Origin of the sequence: Vibrio sp. Vb0888 (genome assembly GCF_033338835.1) — a bacterium.
Taxonomy (GTDB): Bacteria; Pseudomonadota; Gammaproteobacteria; order Enterobacterales; family Vibrionaceae; genus Vibrio; species Vibrio alginolyticus.
Window position 1 is genome coordinate 51,131 of sequence record NZ_JAWOTL010000011.1, and the last position, 15,123, is coordinate 66,253.

Here is a 15,123-nt window from a genome sequence, read left to right on the forward strand (position 1 = left end):
TAAGCGCGCATTTATATGACTCTTGATATTTCAAAGTACCCAACACTGGCGTTAGCAAATACACCGGAAGAATTACGTCTTCTTCCGAAAGAAACATTACCAAATCTGTGTGATGAACTGCGAACGTATCTGCTAAATTCAGTGAGCCAATCTAGCGGACACTTAGCGTCTGGCTTAGGCACCGTAGAGCTAACTGTCGCTCTGCATTATGTTTACAACACCCCTATCGACAAATTGATCTGGGATGTTGGTCATCAGGCTTACCCGCATAAAATCCTCACCGGACGTCGCGATAAAATGCCAACAATTCGCCAAAAGGATGGTCTACACCCTTTCCCTTGGCGTGAAGAAAGTGAATATGACACCTTATCTGTCGGCCACTCTTCAACATCGATTAGTGCAGGTCTTGGCATGGCCATCAGCGCACAAAAAGAAGGTAAAGGCCGTAAAATTGTCAGTGTGATTGGCGATGGCGCAATTACAGCAGGCATGGCATTCGAAGCCATGAACCACGCTGGCGACGTTCATCCTGATATGTTGGTGATTTTGAACGACAACGAAATGTCGATTTCAGAAAACGTCGGCGCCCTGAATAACCACCTTGCGAAGGTACTTTCTGGTAGCTTGTACACTTCTATCCGTGAAGGCGGTAAAAAAGTGCTGTCTGGTGTTCCACCTATTAAAGAGTTGGTTCGCCGTACGGAAGAACACCTCAAAGGCATGGTAGTGCCTGGTACTCTGTTCGAAGAGTTCGGCTTTAATTACATTGGCCCGATTGATGGGCACGACGTCAATGAACTCGTCAAAACGCTGAAAAATATGCGTGAGCTCAAAGGTCCTCAGTTCCTACACATCATGACCAAGAAAGGCAAAGGTTATGAGCCTGCCGAGAAAGATCCTATCGGCTACCATGGTGTTCCTAAATTCGATCCAACGCATAATTGTCTGCCGAAGAGCAGTGGCGGTAAGCCAACTTACTCAAAGATCTTCGGTGACTTTTTATGTGACATGGCGGCCCAAGATCCTAAGCTAATGGCAATTACGCCAGCAATGCGCGAAGGATCAGGTATGGTGCGTTTCTCAAAAGAGTACCCAGACCAATACTTTGATGTGGCGATTGCTGAGCAGCACGCAGTGACACTTGCAACAGGTATGGCAATTGCGGGCGATCATCCAATCGTAGCTATCTATTCGACTTTCTTGCAACGTGGTTATGACCAACTGATCCACGACATCGCGATCATGGATTTACCAGTGATGTTTGCGATCGACCGCGCAGGTCTCGTTGGCGCAGATGGTCAAACTCACCAAGGTGCGTTCGATTTGAGCTTTATGCGCTGTATTCCGAACATGGTGATCATGGCGCCAAGCGACGAAAACGAGTGCCGACAAATGCTTTACACTGGCCATAAGCATTCTGGCCCGAGTGCGGTTCGATACCCTCGTGGTAGCGGGATGGGCGTAGAAATCGAAACTGAGTTTACGGCGTTAGAAATCGGTAAAGGACGCATGGTTCGCCAAGGTGAAAAAGTTGCTATTCTGAGCTTTGGTACTTTCTTGGGTAACGCGCTAGAAGCGGCAGAATACCTTAACGCCACTGTTGCTGATATGCGCTTTGTGAAGCCGCTCGATGAAGCATTAATTCGTCAATTAGCCGCAGATCATGACGTGCTCGTGACGTTAGAAGAAAATGTTATCGCAGGTGGTGCAGGTGCGGGTGTCGTTGAGTTCATGATGAAAGATAAAATCATTAAGCCAGTCTTAAACCTAGGTTTACCCGATGAGTTTATTCATCAGGGAACACAAGATGAACTGCATGAAGAGCTTGGTCTCGATGCAAAAGGAATTGAAAAATCCATCTTGGATTATTTAGCAAAATAGCATGTAAAAAGGGATGCTCATGGCATCCCTTTTTTACGTCCAGTGTTTAGTTCATGGTTTAATTCATCCAGCCAGCGTATTTTGCGACTAGAAACAGGGCAACACCAGCCATAATTCCCGCCACGATATCATCAACCATAATACCCAGCCCACCGTGAACTCGCTTATCTAGCCACCCAATTGGCCAAGGTTTTACCATATCGAAAAAACGAAATAAGATGAAGCCAGTGATCAACCACTTCCATTCAGTGAGTGGAATATTCAGTGCAGGTACAATGCTCATCGTAATCCAAAAGCCCGCAAACTCATCCCATACGATTGAACCATGATCATGTACTTTCATGTCTGCAGACGTCACTTGGCATATTTGAATGCCGATCACACACGAAATCAGAACAACAATGACATACGCCGTAAATGGTAATTGTGCCAACAGCAAAAAGAAAGGCACGGCCGCCAGTGTGCCCATTGTTCCAGGGATAAACGGGGATAATCCACTGCCAAAACCCGTCGCCAATAGATGCCACGGATTCTTTAATGAAATCAGAGAAAGAGGGTTGGTCATATCCTTAAACCTATACTGCTAGTTTGGTTTCAATCGTCATGCCTGCGAGTTACTCAATAGTAACAGGCTCTTGGCTAGAGCTTAGCTCAGATCATTTAAAGTGGTCGAAGCCACTTAAGTCCCAATCAAGTGGTTGATTGTTATCATGCAGCTCGAAGGTTCCATTTGGTCGGATTTGACCAATACATGTGACCTTACAGCCAGTATGAGATAAAGCGCTTTGTAACGAGCCTCGATTTTGCTCCGGCACGGTAAAACACAACTCGTATTCTTCGCCACTTGCTAAAGCATACTGCTGCGCGCTGATCTTATCATCTAAAAACTGGACTAATTCTGAAGAGATCGGTAGCTGAGAGACATCAATACTCACCCCAACCTGAGATCGCTGTAAAATGTGCTTAATATCAGAGATTAAACCATCTGAAATATCTATCGCCGACGAGGCTAAGCCAACAAGAGCTTGTCCAGCAAGCACACGCGGAGAACTAAGATAATGAGCTCGCTCTAGTGCTTCCGCGCCGGCTCTGCTGCGCAGAGAGTCATCTAGAATCACATCCAAGCCAGCTTTTGCATCGCCAAGGTTTCCCGTTACATATACCCAATCCCCAGGCTTGGCGCCGGAACGTGTGAGAGCTTTGTCTTCAGGTACAAAACCTTGCACCGTCAGTGTCAGACACAATGGGCCTTTGGTGGTATCACCGCCTATTAACTGAATACCATAGTAATCAGCCAGTTCGAAAAATGCATCACAGAAAGGTGCAAGCCATTCTTCATCTGGCTCAGGCATCGTTAATGCAAAGCTCACCCACGCAGGCGTTGCGCCCATCGCCGCCAAATCACTGATGTTAGAAGCCAATGCTTTGTGTGCGACCCATGCTGGGTTCGCGTCGGCTAAGAAATGCGTTCCAGCTACCAATGTATCCGTGCTAATCGCAATCTGAACATTAGCTGGCGCTTTGACCAAAGCGCAATCATCACCAGCGGCTAGATGGACATCTTTACGTTGGCTCTGACGACCGACGAAGTATTTGTCTATCAGATTAAATTCACCAGACATAATTCACTTACTTTTTGATGTAAAAGCTTTTGATACAAAAAAGGTCAGCATGTGCTGACCTTTTCATTGAAGAAATCGTTATTTCTTACGAATGTGAGGTGCTGCTTTATCAAGTACACCATTCACAAACTTGTGGCTATCTTCTGCTGCGAAAACTTTTGCAAGTTCAATCGCTTCATTGATAACAACTTTGTAAGGAACATCTTCGCGACGAGTCATCTCGTACATAGCAAGGCGAAGAAGAGCAAGTTCCATCATATCTAAATCCTGCATAGGACGAGAGATGTATGGACGAATTTTGCTATCTAGCTCAGCGTGGCTAAGTACAACACCGCTTAATAGTTCACGGAAGTAAGCTACGTCTGTCTCTGGAGCAGCAAGCGCTGGCTCAGATGCATGAAGTTCTTCTTCATCGTATTTGTCGCCAGACAAAAACTGTTCTTCAATCTTGGCAACATTCTCTTTAGTAATTTGCCATGAGTAGATCGCCTGTAGAGCGAATTGACGTGCGTTACGACGTGCGGCTGGTTTCACACTGGCCCCCATTAGGAATCAATTTCAGATAGTACATTAATCATTTCAAGTGCGCTTAGTGCAGCCTCTGCACCTTTATTACCAGCCTTGGTTCCTGCGCGTTCAATCGCTTGATCGATCGTATCAACAGTCAAAACACCAAATGCTACTGGAATGCTGAATTCCATAGACACTTGTGCTAGACCTTTGTTCATTTCACTACAAACATAGTCAAAGTGAGGCGTTCCACCGCGAATAACAGACCCTAGAGAAACAATAGCGTCGAATTTGCCAGTTTTAGCAACACGCTGAGCTACTAGAGGTAGTTCTACGGCACCTGGACAACGCACAACCGTGATGTTGTCTTCGCTTACTTGTCCGTGACGCTTTAGTGTATCGATCGCACCAGAAAGTAGGCTTTCGTTAATAAAACTGTTGAAACGAGAAATAACGATAGCAATTTTTGCATTTGGCGCTGGGAAGCCACCCTCGATCACTTTCATAAGCTTTCCTTTAACTCTATTTATAAGTGAAATATGTTCATCAAGTGAGAATCGCCGGATTCTAGCACAAATTTGTGAGCAATATCTAATGGAAATTGGAGGCAAATCACCGGTTCCTAGCCATTGACGAGTTAAGCACGTCAAAGACTAGGAACTTATTGTTCGGTTGTTACTCGCAGACGTACTCAACAACGTTCAGACCAAAACCACCTAACGCGTGGTACTTTTTGTTGGTCGATGACAGAAGGCGCATATCATGTACACCGAGATCCGCAAGAATCTGTGAACCAACGCCAACACGGCGAGACGTGCCTTGTTTTTTAGCAAGCGTTGGGGCTTCACCTTTGTCTTGCGCTTCGAACATCTTCACGCGATGAATAAGTAGATCGGTCGATTCTTCATGGCCAAGAACAACCAGCACACCGCCTTCTTCACCAATGCGTTTCATTGCCTTATCTAGTGTCCAGCTGCGCTCTGCATTACGATCGCTACGTAGTAAGTCGGTAAAAACGTCTTGAAGATGAACGCGAACCAGTGGCGCTTTTTCTTTCAAATCGCCCTTGCACATTGCGTAGTGCACTTGGTTATCAATGGTGTCTTTGTAAGTGACTAACGTGAACTCGCCAAACTCTGTCGGTAGCTTGCACTCTGCCACACGTTCAATCGTTGTCTCAGTGTTATTGCGGTACTCAATTAGGTCGGCAATAGTGCCCAATTTAATACCGTGCTTCTCTGCAAAGATCTCTAGATCTGGGCGACGAGCCATGGTGCCGTCGTCATTTAAGATCTCAACAATCACCGATGCTGGCTCTAAACCAGCAAGACGAGCCAAATCACAGCCAGCTTCAGTGTGACCTGCGCGAGTCAGTACACCGCCGTCTTGAGCTGCGAGAGGGAAGATGTGACCAGGCTGCACCAAATCCGCAGCTTTAGCGTTTGGCGCGACTGCTGCTTGAACGGTACGTGCGCGATCTGCGGCTGAAATACCAGTCGTTACCCCTTCTGCTGCCTCAATCGAAACAGTAAAGTTGGTGGTGTATTGCGCATTATTGTCTTGCACCATTGGTGGCAGACCTAGACTTTCGCAACGATCTTTGGTCATGGTTAAACAAATCAGGCCACGGCCATAGGTTGCCATAAAGTTGATGGCTTCCGGCGTAATATGCTCGGCAGCCATGATCAAGTCACCTTCATTCTCGCGGTCTTCATCATCCATTAGGATGACCATTTTGCCTGCGCGAATATCATCAATAATTTCTTGTGGCGTACTGATTGGCATAGTCTGTTATCCCGTTATTCTAAATTTGTTATTGCGACAGCAATGAAAAATTACGTTGCAGTGAATGCTAGTTAGGTCAATAGTTTGAGCTTTGCATTAAGCAAGTCAATGAATCTCGCGGTGTTCTGTGAGTCTGCTCTTTATCGCATGCCTCACGCAGCCACTCCCAAGACTTATGCAAAACCGTTTTGCTGTAAAAAGTCCATCGTGATACGAGACTCGGCCTTATCTTCTTGTTGTCCTTGCAGTAAACGCTCCATATAACGCGCAAGTACATCAACTTCTAAGTTGACTTTGCGCCCCACTTGAAACTGGTCAATCGTAGTTTCTTCACTCGTATGAGGAACGATCGTCAGCTTAAAAGCATTTTTACGTAAGTCGTTGACGGTTAGGCTAATACCATCAACAGTAATCGAGCCTTTCTCTGCAACGTACTTGCTAATTTCCGCAGGCATTGCAACCCAAAACTCTATCGCACGGCCAACTGAATTGCGTTCGACAATTTCACCAACCCCATCGACATGGCCAGAAACGATATGTCCACCCAATCGCGTTGTTGGCAACATGGCTTTTTCTAGATTCACCTTATCGCCTACTTGGTATTCAGCAAACCCAGTTTTCTTCAAGGTTTCTAATGACAGATCAGCACTGTAATAGTGGCTTCCGAAGTCAACTACCGTTAAGCAAACACCATTGGTCGCAATGCTATCGCCTAACTTAACGTCTGACATATCAAGCGTACCAGTTTCAACCGTGACGGTGATATCTTCGCCCTTCGGCGTAATCGCAGCTAACTTGCCAACTGCTTCTACTATTCCTGTAAACATACTATTTCTTATCTAAGTTCATTACGTTTGATGGTGGCGGTGATGCGAATGTCTACCCCGACCATACGAACGTCTGTAATGTTTAAATCAATGACGTCAGCCATAGCGCTTAACCCTAAAGCACCGATAAGCCCCCGACCATCGCTGCCCATGAGTTTTGGCGCAAGGTAAACAATGAGCTCATCTACAAGATTAGCCTTTATCATCGCACTCGCTAGCGTAGCTCCAGCTTCAACCCATAAGTGATTGATGTGGTGCTCATCCGAGATACGTTTTAATGTCGTTGATAAGTCAATTTGGTCAGCGCTGTCCAATAGAGGGATACAGTCTCCATCAGAGCTAACAATAACTCGTTCTCCATCGGTATGGAACAGCTTGAGCGCATCAGTTAAATGGTTCTGACGGTCTAAGATTACACGTACTGGTTGACGAAGCTCTTCTTGTAAATACTGCGCTTGAACACTATTAGGTAAGTCATCCCAGCGCACATTGAGTGATGCATTATCATCAATCACCGTTTTGCTAGTAGAAAGAATGCCACCACTTATCGCTCGATAACGCTGCACATCTTGGCGGGCCGCTGGGGAGGTGATCCATTGGCTCTGACCATTACTGAGTGCGCTTTGCCCATCCAAACTGGCTGCCATTTTTAATTGAACAAACGGCATGCCTGTACGCATGTACTTTATAAAACCAGGGTTGAGGGCAAGGGCATCTTGCTCTAACAAGCCGATTTGTACTTCAATTCCGGCATCACGTAACATCTGGATGCCGCGACCTGCAACTTTCGGGTTTGGGTCTACCATGGCGCAAACCACACGTGCCACTTTGGCTTTAATCAGCCCTTCGGCACATGGCGGTGTACGGCCGTAATGAGAGCAAGGTTCTAGCGTCACATAAGCGGTTGCACCAACTGCTTTTTCACCCGCCATGCGCATCGCGTGCACCTCGGCATGCGGCTCACCAGCACGATGGTGATAACCTTCACCGACAATTTCTTCATCACGAACGATGACACACCCTACATTTGGATTAGGGGCGGTGGTATAAATGCCACGTTTCGCTAACTTAATAGCTCGTGACATCATGGCGAAATCTAAATCAGAAAACGCTCTTTCAAGAGTGTGTTGAGTCATGAGCTACTCAGTCTTCTAGGCGGGCAATCTCTTCGCCAAACTCGCGAATATCTTCAAAGCTGCGGTAAACGGAAGCGAAACGAATGTAAGCCACCTTATCGAGCTCTTTGAGCTGGTCCATGACTAAATTACCAATCATTTCACTCGGAACCTCTCGCTCACCCGTCGCACGCAGTTGTGATTTGATCATACTGATCGCTAACTCTATAGAATCGGCACTCACTGGGCGTTTCTCTAAAGCGCGTTGAATACCGCCAACCATTTTATCTTCATCAAATGGTTCACGGTTGCCATTCGATTTGATCACTTTAGGCATCACTAACTCTGCGCTTTCAAACGTAGTGAAACGCTCGCTACACGCCAAGCACTGACGGCGACGTCGAACTTGATGGCCATCAGCCACTAAGCGGGAATCAATAACTTTGGTATCGTTCTCGGAACAAAAAGGACAATGCATATCACCTCCATATCTATACCAAAATAACCTCATGAGCAATCACGGATAACCACGCGTTCATGGTTATACGGACTCTATTAAAGCTATTTGGGTATAACGCTTTCAAACCGAAATAAAAGCTCATGTAGTGTAGCGGAATTGGTATGTTAGACAAAACAAAAAGGGGCGCAAAGGCCCCTTTTTCACTCAAGATCTCGTCGAATGTGTTAACTGCGTGCTAAGTAGTTCGCTTTACCAACCCACTTGTAGCTAGTTAGCTCTTCTAAGCCCATCGGACCGCGTGCATGTAGCTTTTGCGTAGATACTGCGACTTCTGCGCCAAGGCCAAATTGCGCACCGTCTGTAAAGCGCGTTGAAGCATTCACATAAACCGCCGCCGAACCGACAGAATTGATGAACAGCTCTGAGTTTTCCAAGCTATTGGTCATGATCGCATCTGAGTGGCTCGCGTTATGGACACGCATATGATCAATGGCATCTTTCACATCAGACACAACTTTTACACCAAGAGTGTAGCTCAACCATTCCGTATCAAAGTCACCTTCAACAGCATCGCGAATTTGTGTTGCTTGAGGCATCAGTGCTTTTGCCTTAGGCTCTGTCACGAAGGTCACTTTATCGTTCATGCGCTCTACGATCATTGGTAGGAATTGCGCTGCAATTTTTTCATGCACGAGCAGCGTATCTAATGAGTTACACGCAGATGGACGTTGAACTTTAGAGTTCTCAACCACATTCAGGGATTTCTCTAGATCAGCGGATTCGTCGACAAAGATATGGCTGATACCAAAGCCACCAATAATCACCGGAATCGTGCTGTTTTCTTTACACATTTTGTGTAGGCCAGCACCACCGCGTGGAATGATCATGTCGACGTAATCGTCCAACTTAAGCAATTGAGAAACAAGCTCACGATCTGGTTTTTCAATGTACTGCACAGAAGCGGCTGGAAGGTTCGCCTTTGCGAGCGCAGACTGAATAACCTTCACTAATTCCATATTCGAGAAAAAGGTCTCTTTGCCACCACGTAAAATGCTTGCGTTGCCGGTTTTCAAGCACAACGCTGCGATATCAATGGTTACGTTTGGACGCGCTTCATAAATTACGCCCACGACACCAAGCGGCACGCGACGACGAGACAGTGACATCCCATTTTCCAGTACCTTACTGTCTATTTCGCTGCCTACAGGATCGTTCAAGCTAATGACGTTGCGAACATCATTCGCAATTGCAGTCAATCGTTCTTCATTAAGCAAAAGGCGATCGAGCAGCGCATCGGTTAAACCCGCTTCACGGCCAAGTTCGATGTCTTTAGCGTTTGCCGCCAAAATAGCAGCAGAGTTTGCTTCTAGCTCATCAGCAATGATGGCTAATGCTTGGTTTTTTTGCGCAGTTGACGCTGTCGCTAATTCGAAAGCTGCATCTTTAGCAGCTTTACCCATATTCGTTAAATCCACTTTGCTTCCCTCTAATTCTATTCCTGAATGACGACCAAATCATCGCGGTGAATCACCTCAGAGCCATAATCATGACCCAAAATAGAGATGATATCTTTACTGTGCTTACCCGTAATTTTAGTTAGGTCATCACTTGAGTAGGCGCTGATGCCACGAGCCACCAACTTACCGTGAGCGTTTGTTACACGCGCCACTTCGCCTCGTGCGAAGTCACCACTAACTTTGATGACCCCTTTAGCAAGTAGGCTACTGCCCTTGCCGACCACAGCATTGACTGCACCATCATCAATAATGATGTCGCCCGATGCCGCAGGTCCCGCTAGAATCCAGCGTTTACGGTTCTCTAAGGCTTCAGCGCAAGGTAGGAAGCGCGTGCCCTGAGGTTCAGCACTTAAAGAGTCAAAGATAACATTCGGCGCACTACCAGCAGCAATAATAACCTCTATACCTGCGCGGCGAGCGATGTCTGCGGCTTGCAACTTCGTTGCCATACCACCAGTACCCAATGTTGTACCGCTTCCACCTGCGATTTTACGCAGCGTATCGTCGATGGTTTTTACTTCCTTGATAAGCTCTGCGTTCGGATCTCTACGAGGGTCAGCAGTAAACAGACCTTTTTGGTCCGTTAAAAGCAAGAGCTTATCTGCACCACATAAAATGCCTACCAAAGCGGAAAGGTTGTCGTTATCGCCAACTTTAATCTCGCTAGTCGCAACGGCATCATTTTCGTTTACGATAGGAACAATATCGTTCGCAACGAGCGCATTAATAGTGTCACGCGCGTTAAGGAATCGCTCACGATCTTCTAAATCGGCACGGGTTAGTAGCATTTGGCCGATCTTGATACCATAAATACCAAACAAAGACTCCCATGTTTGAATCAAGCGACTCTGCCCCACCGCGGCAAGTAACTGCTTACTCGCCATCTCGTTGGGCAATGCGGGGTAACCAAGATGCTCACGGCCTGCTGCAATCGCACCAGACGAAACCATTACGATTGAATGGCCTTGTTTTTTAAGCTCAGCACACTGGCGTGCTAACTCAACCATGTGTGCACGGTCGAGTGCCAGAGTGCCGCCTGTCAGCACACTTGTACCCAGTTTCACAACGACAGTTTGTGGTTGTGAAACAACTGCATTTTGTTGATTCGTTGTCATGATGTCTTCTGAAGTGAAAAACAAATAAAGAGAGGATGTTTTAACAATCAAATAGGGAATTAACAAGAGAAAAGGTGCGTTTTCGCACCTTTTTGTTTGGTATTAAATGAAAACAACCAAATTAAGCGAAATCGAAAGACTCCGTGTGATATTCGACTTCTAATTTGAAGTGTTCTTCTAAAGTATCAACCAGCTTTTGATGGAATGTGCTCTGCGTGAGATACACTTCCTCTACCACTTTTTTGGGAAGGGCTTCAGATACCCATTGCCCTTCTTTGTTGTACTTGCCAATATGATATTTAGCAGTAAAGCCTCCCTCGATGGATTCCAAATCCATCCACCAGCCCCAAAATTCACGCTTCTCAGGCGATTTTTTGTCGTCTACACATACAGATAAACAATCAAAATAATAGCGCCCTTCTTGCGATTGTGGTTCGCGCAGGTAAGGCCCTATCGCCTTCAACTTTGACATCAAGCGAAAGTGAGTCGGGCCCTGAGTCGTCTCTGACATATGAATCTCCGTTTTCATAGTTAAAAGTAAACACCCAAGAATGATTATTATTTTTAATTATCATGAGCTTATTTTTTGCTCAGATATATCACTCTTAACTAATTTAGGAGAATTGTCACCCTAATAATTCATCTTCTAGCCACTTTATGGCTAAATCGAGGGATTGCTCATATCCTTTTGTAATTGTTTTGGAACTGATTTTTTTTGCTCTACCATACTGGCTAAATAGAGCAACAAGTTGATTATCACTGTGTGGCGACACTGGATCGCCTTCAAGACTCAAAGCCAAAATAGGCACTTTGGTTTTTCGACTGCTCAGGAAGCCCTGAACCTTCAATGACCACGCCATCATCTGACCAGCCATGCTATTAATATCAACCGCATTTTTCCCCAAACGGGAAGCCAAAAGATCTAAATACATCTTCGGCATTTTTTGTAACTTCTGAGGGGAAGTAAAAATATCATGTACGGGTGCGCCTAGAGCGACACAAGCTTTGATCTTTTCCTGCTCGACAAAAGAGAGTCTGATCATGGCATTACCACCAAAACGAAACCCAACTAACCCCACTTTGTGATGATCAACCCAAGGTAGCGAGTAAAGCTCATTCAATACCGCTTGATGTAGGCAACTTGAATTCTCGGTCAAGGGCCAATGAGAGCTATGCCCTACCGAAGGCATGTCTACGGTTAACATCGCAATATCTCGCGGTGCAAGACGATTACGGAACAAACGCCACATGTCGGTTTGTAGAGTATCCAAACCAGCGCTCACCATGACCACAGGCAACTGTTTATCCGTTCTTGGTAAATGGAGGTTCGCGATGATTTTGCGATTTTGGTAAGGCACTTCAATTTGCTTGATGGTGTACTTAGTTTTTTCTGCGCCGTCAGAATACGCTTTGTTTGCCAGTACTTGAGCCTGCGATGCCAAATTGTCATTTTTTAAATGTGGGTAGCCTGCAATACTAAAACACAAAGAAGCAGTGAAGAGTTCATCCGCTGCCTCTTCTCCTTGCATTTCATTTGCTCGCTTCTGATGATCCATACCAAGCTTGATCCACTCAAATGTCCAGTTACCACTGTGATAACCCATTACAGTGTCTAACCAATCATCATTGGTTCGCGAGTGAGAAGATGAAGCAATTTTAGACAGTACGCCTTCCATTTCGATCGGAGACAATCCTTGCCAAGCCCATTGCAAGCGACGCAAATGACGATACCAAGCACGATCACCTTGCGCTTCTCGTTCATCAAGTATTTTTTTACTGGTCGGCATGTACTGGGTAAGCGCGGAGGTTTCTTTTGCTTGCTTATGTTTCACGAACAAAGTTTCGGAAAGATTTTTACTGACGTCTTCAGACATAGGAAGAACCCTAGGCTATTAGCATGATTTAATATCATAATAAAAAAAATGCCCCTATAAAGGGGCATTTCTCAATATTCTTTAACCGCGCTTATTTTTGCTTGCGGTTTACTGGCTCAGCATACTGGATTGACATATCCCAAGGCTGCTCGATCCAAGTGTCTTGAGCAATATCTACAACGTAATCATCCAGCAGCTCTTTGCCTGATGGTTTCGCACACACAGCGATCATTTTCGCTTTTGGATACATCTCACGTAGTTTGCGCGCTGTATCACCACTGTCTACTAGGTCTTCAACGATTAGGTAACCTTCGCCATCACCTTCAGGTGCTTTTAGTACCGTCATGTCGCGCTGATGATCATGGTCGTAGCTTGAAATACAGATTGTATCAACGTAACGAATACCCAGTTCACGAGCCAAAATAGCGCCAGGAACCAAACCGCCGCGGCTTACCGCCCAAATTCCTTTCCATTGCTCAGCTGGCATTTGTTTTTCAGCCAGTTCACGGCAGTAAGTCTGCATTGCATCCCAAGTGATAATGAATTTTTTACTCATTGTAATAACCTAATAATTTGAAAATATGCATCCTCAAAATCTAGCGAAGTCACTCAAAAGCGGAATGCTCACTAACTTCTCCAAAATGTTTGGAGACGAGGATTTCAAGCTGCGCAAACGATTATTCTACCGAAACACACCGCTAATACCAACGGTGATATCAAAATTCTCTGCCTATTCCGCAGAAAAACCGTCTTCTGTGAACAACGTAAAAAAGAAAAAGCCAGCGTGAATAAATCCACACTGGCTTTTTGCTCGAGAAATTAACCGACGAGGTATTTAACGATGAAGATGGCTGACATCACCCATACACTCATCGACACTTCACGGCCCTTGCCGCTAAATAATTTGATCGCCGCGTATGCGATAAAGCCTAACGTGATACCTTCTGCAATCGAGAATGTTAGCGGCATCACCAAACAAGTCACAACAACTGGCGACGCTTCAGTTAAGTCACGCCAATCAATGCTTACTAGCCCAGACAGCATCAAGATCGCCACATAGAATAGCGCACCTGACGTTGCATAAGCAGGGATCATGCCCGCAAGTGGTGAGAACAATAGAGCAAGTAGGAAGAGTACACCAACAACCACGGCTGTTAGACCAGTACGCCCACCCGCAGCCACACCAGAAACGCTTTCAATATAAGATGTCGTGTTAGAGGTACCAAGTAATGCACCTACTGACGTTGCTGTTGAGTCTGCAAGTAACGCTTTGTTTAAACGAGGGATGTTGCCATTCTCATCAGTTAGACCTGCTTTTTGAGAAACGCCAACGAGCGTACCTGCGGTGTCAAATAAATCGACAAATAGGAAAGCAAATACGACGGAAATCATGCCTACTTCAAACAAACCAGAGAAATCCAGTTGCATGAAAGTTGGCGCAATGCTTGGTGGCGTTGACATAATACCGCCCCACTGCACATCACCAAATAGAAGACCAAGCGCTGTAACGCCAAGAATAGCGATCATCACCGCACCTTTCACACCACGGTGAACCAATGCAATCGTAAGAAAGAAGCCAATCGCGGCCAATACAGATGGCAATGATGTGATCTCTCCCATAGAAACTAATGTCGCTGGGTTATCAACGACGATACCTGCATTTTTTAATGCGATAAACGCTAAGAAAAGACCAATACCAGCTGAAATACCTGTTCGTAGAGAATGCGGGATCGAGTTAATAATCCACTCACGGATCTTAAATACGCTTAAAAGAATGAACAGAAGGCCAGAAACAAATACAGCCGCCAACGCAACTTGCCACGTATAACCCATTCCTAATACAACAGAGTAAGTAAAAAATGCGTTCAGGCCCATTCCTGGTGCCTGTGCGATTGGGTAATTGGCAACAAATCCCATGATAAAACAGCCGATTGCGGCAGCAAGACAAGTTGCGACAAAAATGGCGCCACGGTCCATACCGGTATCCGACAGGATCGCTGGGTTTACAAAAATAATGTAAGCCATAGTTAGGAAGGTCGTAACACCTGCAATGATCTCAGTACGCACATTTGTGCCATTTTCACTGAGTTTAAAAAGCCTCTCGAGCATGATCGAATCCTGTAAAGGTAAAAAAAGTAAACGGTTGCGTAATCGATTGGCGGGAATTATAAAGTTATCAAATAGCAAATTCTAGATAGAATCTTCACTCTAATGCGTTTTTTTTCTTTGGATATGAAACACATTCTCTAACCTATCAAAGTAGGCAAAGGAATATATTCTTACAAAACAATAGGTAACCTAGATAACACAGTTCCCTAAAAGAGAATAAAAACTGAGCAATGTACTAAACTTTCAGATGAAAAAGGCCCATTTTTAACATGGTATCTAACAGATTTGATGGAAAAGTCGATAAAACC

The 15,123-nt window shown here is 45.4% G+C and carries 15 protein-coding genes; 1 reads left to right on the forward strand and 14 read right to left on the reverse strand.

What is annotated here, in order from left to right:
* Nucleotides 1-15 precede the first annotated feature (15 nt).
* Nucleotides 16-1,881 carry a 1-deoxy-D-xylulose-5-phosphate synthase gene (gene dxs / locus R7P72_RS15840; RefSeq protein WP_005381568.1) on the forward strand — a complete coding sequence of 622 codons (1,866 nt, stop codon included), beginning with the start codon at nt 16-18 and terminating at the stop codon, nt 1,879-1,881.
* Nucleotides 1,882-1,939: 58 nt separating this feature from the next.
* On the opposite strand, the gene pgpA is transcribed toward dxs, so the two are convergent.
* The 14 genes from pgpA to R7P72_RS15910 form a co-directional block, all read right to left on the reverse strand.
* Complete coding sequence (gene pgpA / locus R7P72_RS15845) at nt 1,940-2,446, reverse strand: phosphatidylglycerophosphatase A (RefSeq protein ID WP_005381569.1); 507 nt, start codon at nt 2,444-2,446, stop codon at nt 1,940-1,942.
* A gap of 91 nt (nt 2,447-2,537) precedes the next feature.
* On the reverse strand, nt 2,538-3,503 hold the full coding sequence (gene thiL / locus R7P72_RS15850; RefSeq protein ID WP_005381570.1) for a thiamine-phosphate kinase: 966 nt from the start codon (nt 3,501-3,503) through the stop codon (nt 2,538-2,540).
* Nucleotides 3,504-3,581: 78 nt separating this feature from the next.
* Complete coding sequence (nusB, locus tag R7P72_RS15855; protein ID WP_005381571.1) at nt 3,582-4,049, reverse strand: transcription antitermination factor NusB; 468 nt, start codon at nt 4,047-4,049, stop codon at nt 3,582-3,584.
* Nucleotides 4,049-4,519 carry a 6,7-dimethyl-8-ribityllumazine synthase gene (gene ribE, locus R7P72_RS15860; protein WP_005381572.1) on the reverse strand — a complete coding sequence of 157 codons (471 nt, stop codon included), beginning with the start codon at nt 4,517-4,519 and terminating at the stop codon, nt 4,049-4,051. Before ribE ends, nusB begins: the two co-directional genes overlap by 1 nt.
* 169 nt (nt 4,520-4,688) lie before the next feature.
* Entirely contained in the window at nt 4,689-5,798 is a 1,110-nt protein-coding gene (ribBA, locus tag R7P72_RS15865) for a bifunctional 3,4-dihydroxy-2-butanone-4-phosphate synthase/GTP cyclohydrolase II (RefSeq protein WP_005381573.1), read from the reverse strand.
* 173 nt (nt 5,799-5,971) lie between these two features.
* Entirely contained in the window at nt 5,972-6,625 is a 654-nt protein-coding gene (locus R7P72_RS15870; protein ID WP_005381574.1) for a riboflavin synthase, read from the reverse strand.
* Nucleotides 6,626-6,633: 8 nt separating this feature from the next.
* Nucleotides 6,634-7,761 carry a bifunctional diaminohydroxyphosphoribosylaminopyrimidine deaminase/5-amino-6-(5-phosphoribosylamino)uracil reductase RibD gene (gene ribD / locus R7P72_RS15875; protein WP_213907320.1) on the reverse strand — a complete coding sequence of 376 codons (1,128 nt, stop codon included), beginning with the start codon at nt 7,759-7,761 and terminating at the stop codon, nt 6,634-6,636.
* 7 nt (nt 7,762-7,768) lie between these two features.
* A complete protein-coding gene (gene nrdR, locus R7P72_RS15880; protein ID WP_005381578.1) occupies nt 7,769-8,218 on the reverse strand; it encodes a transcriptional regulator NrdR in 450 nt (149 codons plus the stop codon).
* Between the two features lie 206 nt (nt 8,219-8,424).
* Nucleotides 8,425-9,675, reverse strand: coding sequence for a glutamate-5-semialdehyde dehydrogenase (locus R7P72_RS15885; RefSeq protein ID WP_017635685.1), 1,251 nt, complete (start codon nt 9,673-9,675; stop codon nt 8,425-8,427).
* Nucleotides 9,676-9,692: 17 nt separating this feature from the next.
* A complete protein-coding gene (proB, locus tag R7P72_RS15890; protein ID WP_017820604.1) occupies nt 9,693-10,832 on the reverse strand; it encodes a glutamate 5-kinase in 1,140 nt (379 codons plus the stop codon).
* 121 nt (nt 10,833-10,953) lie between these two features.
* The gene (gene crl, locus R7P72_RS15895; protein WP_005381584.1) at nt 10,954-11,343 is read right to left on the reverse strand and encodes a sigma factor-binding protein Crl; all 390 of its coding nucleotides are present in this window, start codon (nt 11,341-11,343) and stop codon (nt 10,954-10,956) included.
* A gap of 115 nt (nt 11,344-11,458) precedes the next feature.
* The gene (gene frsA, locus R7P72_RS15900) at nt 11,459-12,706 is read right to left on the reverse strand and encodes an esterase FrsA (protein WP_005381586.1); all 1,248 of its coding nucleotides are present in this window, start codon (nt 12,704-12,706) and stop codon (nt 11,459-11,461) included.
* Between the two features lie 91 nt (nt 12,707-12,797).
* A complete protein-coding gene (gene tet(34) / locus R7P72_RS15905) occupies nt 12,798-13,262 on the reverse strand; it encodes an oxytetracycline resistance phosphoribosyltransferase domain-containing protein Tet(34) (RefSeq protein ID WP_005381590.1) in 465 nt (154 codons plus the stop codon).
* Nucleotides 13,263-13,525: 263 nt separating this feature from the next.
* Nucleotides 13,526-14,815, reverse strand: a complete 1,290-nt coding sequence (locus R7P72_RS15910; protein WP_005381592.1) for an NCS2 family permease — start codon at nt 14,813-14,815, stop codon at nt 13,526-13,528.
* Nucleotides 14,816-15,123 lie beyond the last annotated feature (308 nt).

Excerpts from the sequence above, each read along its gene's own strand:
- dxs (WP_005381568.1), top strand. The coding sequence starts at position 16 with ATGACTCTTGATATTTCAAAGTACCCAACACTGGCGTTAGCAAATACA.
- pgpA (WP_005381569.1), bottom strand. The coding sequence starts at position 2,446 with ATGACCAACCCTCTTTCTCTGATTTCATTAAAGAATCCGTGGCATCTA.
- thiL (WP_005381570.1), bottom strand. The coding sequence starts at position 3,503 with ATGTCTGGTGAATTTAATCTGATAGACAAATACTTCGTCGGTCGTCAG.
- nusB (WP_005381571.1), bottom strand. The coding sequence starts at position 4,049 with ATGGGGGCCAGTGTGAAACCAGCCGCACGTCGTAACGCACGTCAATTC.
- ribE (WP_005381572.1), bottom strand. The coding sequence starts at position 4,519 with ATGAAAGTGATCGAGGGTGGCTTCCCAGCGCCAAATGCAAAAATTGCT.
- ribBA (WP_005381573.1), bottom strand. The coding sequence starts at position 5,798 with ATGCCAATCAGTACGCCACAAGAAATTATTGATGATATTCGCGCAGGC.
- R7P72_RS15870 (WP_005381574.1), bottom strand. The coding sequence starts at position 6,625 with ATGTTTACAGGAATAGTAGAAGCAGTTGGCAAGTTAGCTGCGATTACG.
- ribD (WP_213907320.1), bottom strand. The coding sequence starts at position 7,761 with ATGACTCAACACACTCTTGAAAGAGCGTTTTCTGATTTAGATTTCGCC.
- nrdR (WP_005381578.1), bottom strand. The coding sequence starts at position 8,218 with ATGCATTGTCCTTTTTGTTCCGAGAACGATACCAAAGTTATTGATTCC.
- proB (WP_017820604.1), bottom strand. The coding sequence starts at position 10,832 with ATGACAACGAATCAACAAAATGCAGTTGTTTCACAACCACAAACTGTC.
- crl (WP_005381584.1), bottom strand. The coding sequence starts at position 11,343 with ATGTCAGAGACGACTCAGGGCCCGACTCACTTTCGCTTGATGTCAAAG.
- frsA (WP_005381586.1), bottom strand. The coding sequence starts at position 12,706 with ATGTCTGAAGACGTCAGTAAAAATCTTTCCGAAACTTTGTTCGTGAAA.
- R7P72_RS15910 (WP_005381592.1), bottom strand. The coding sequence starts at position 14,815 with ATGCTCGAGAGGCTTTTTAAACTCAGTGAAAATGGCACAAATGTGCGT.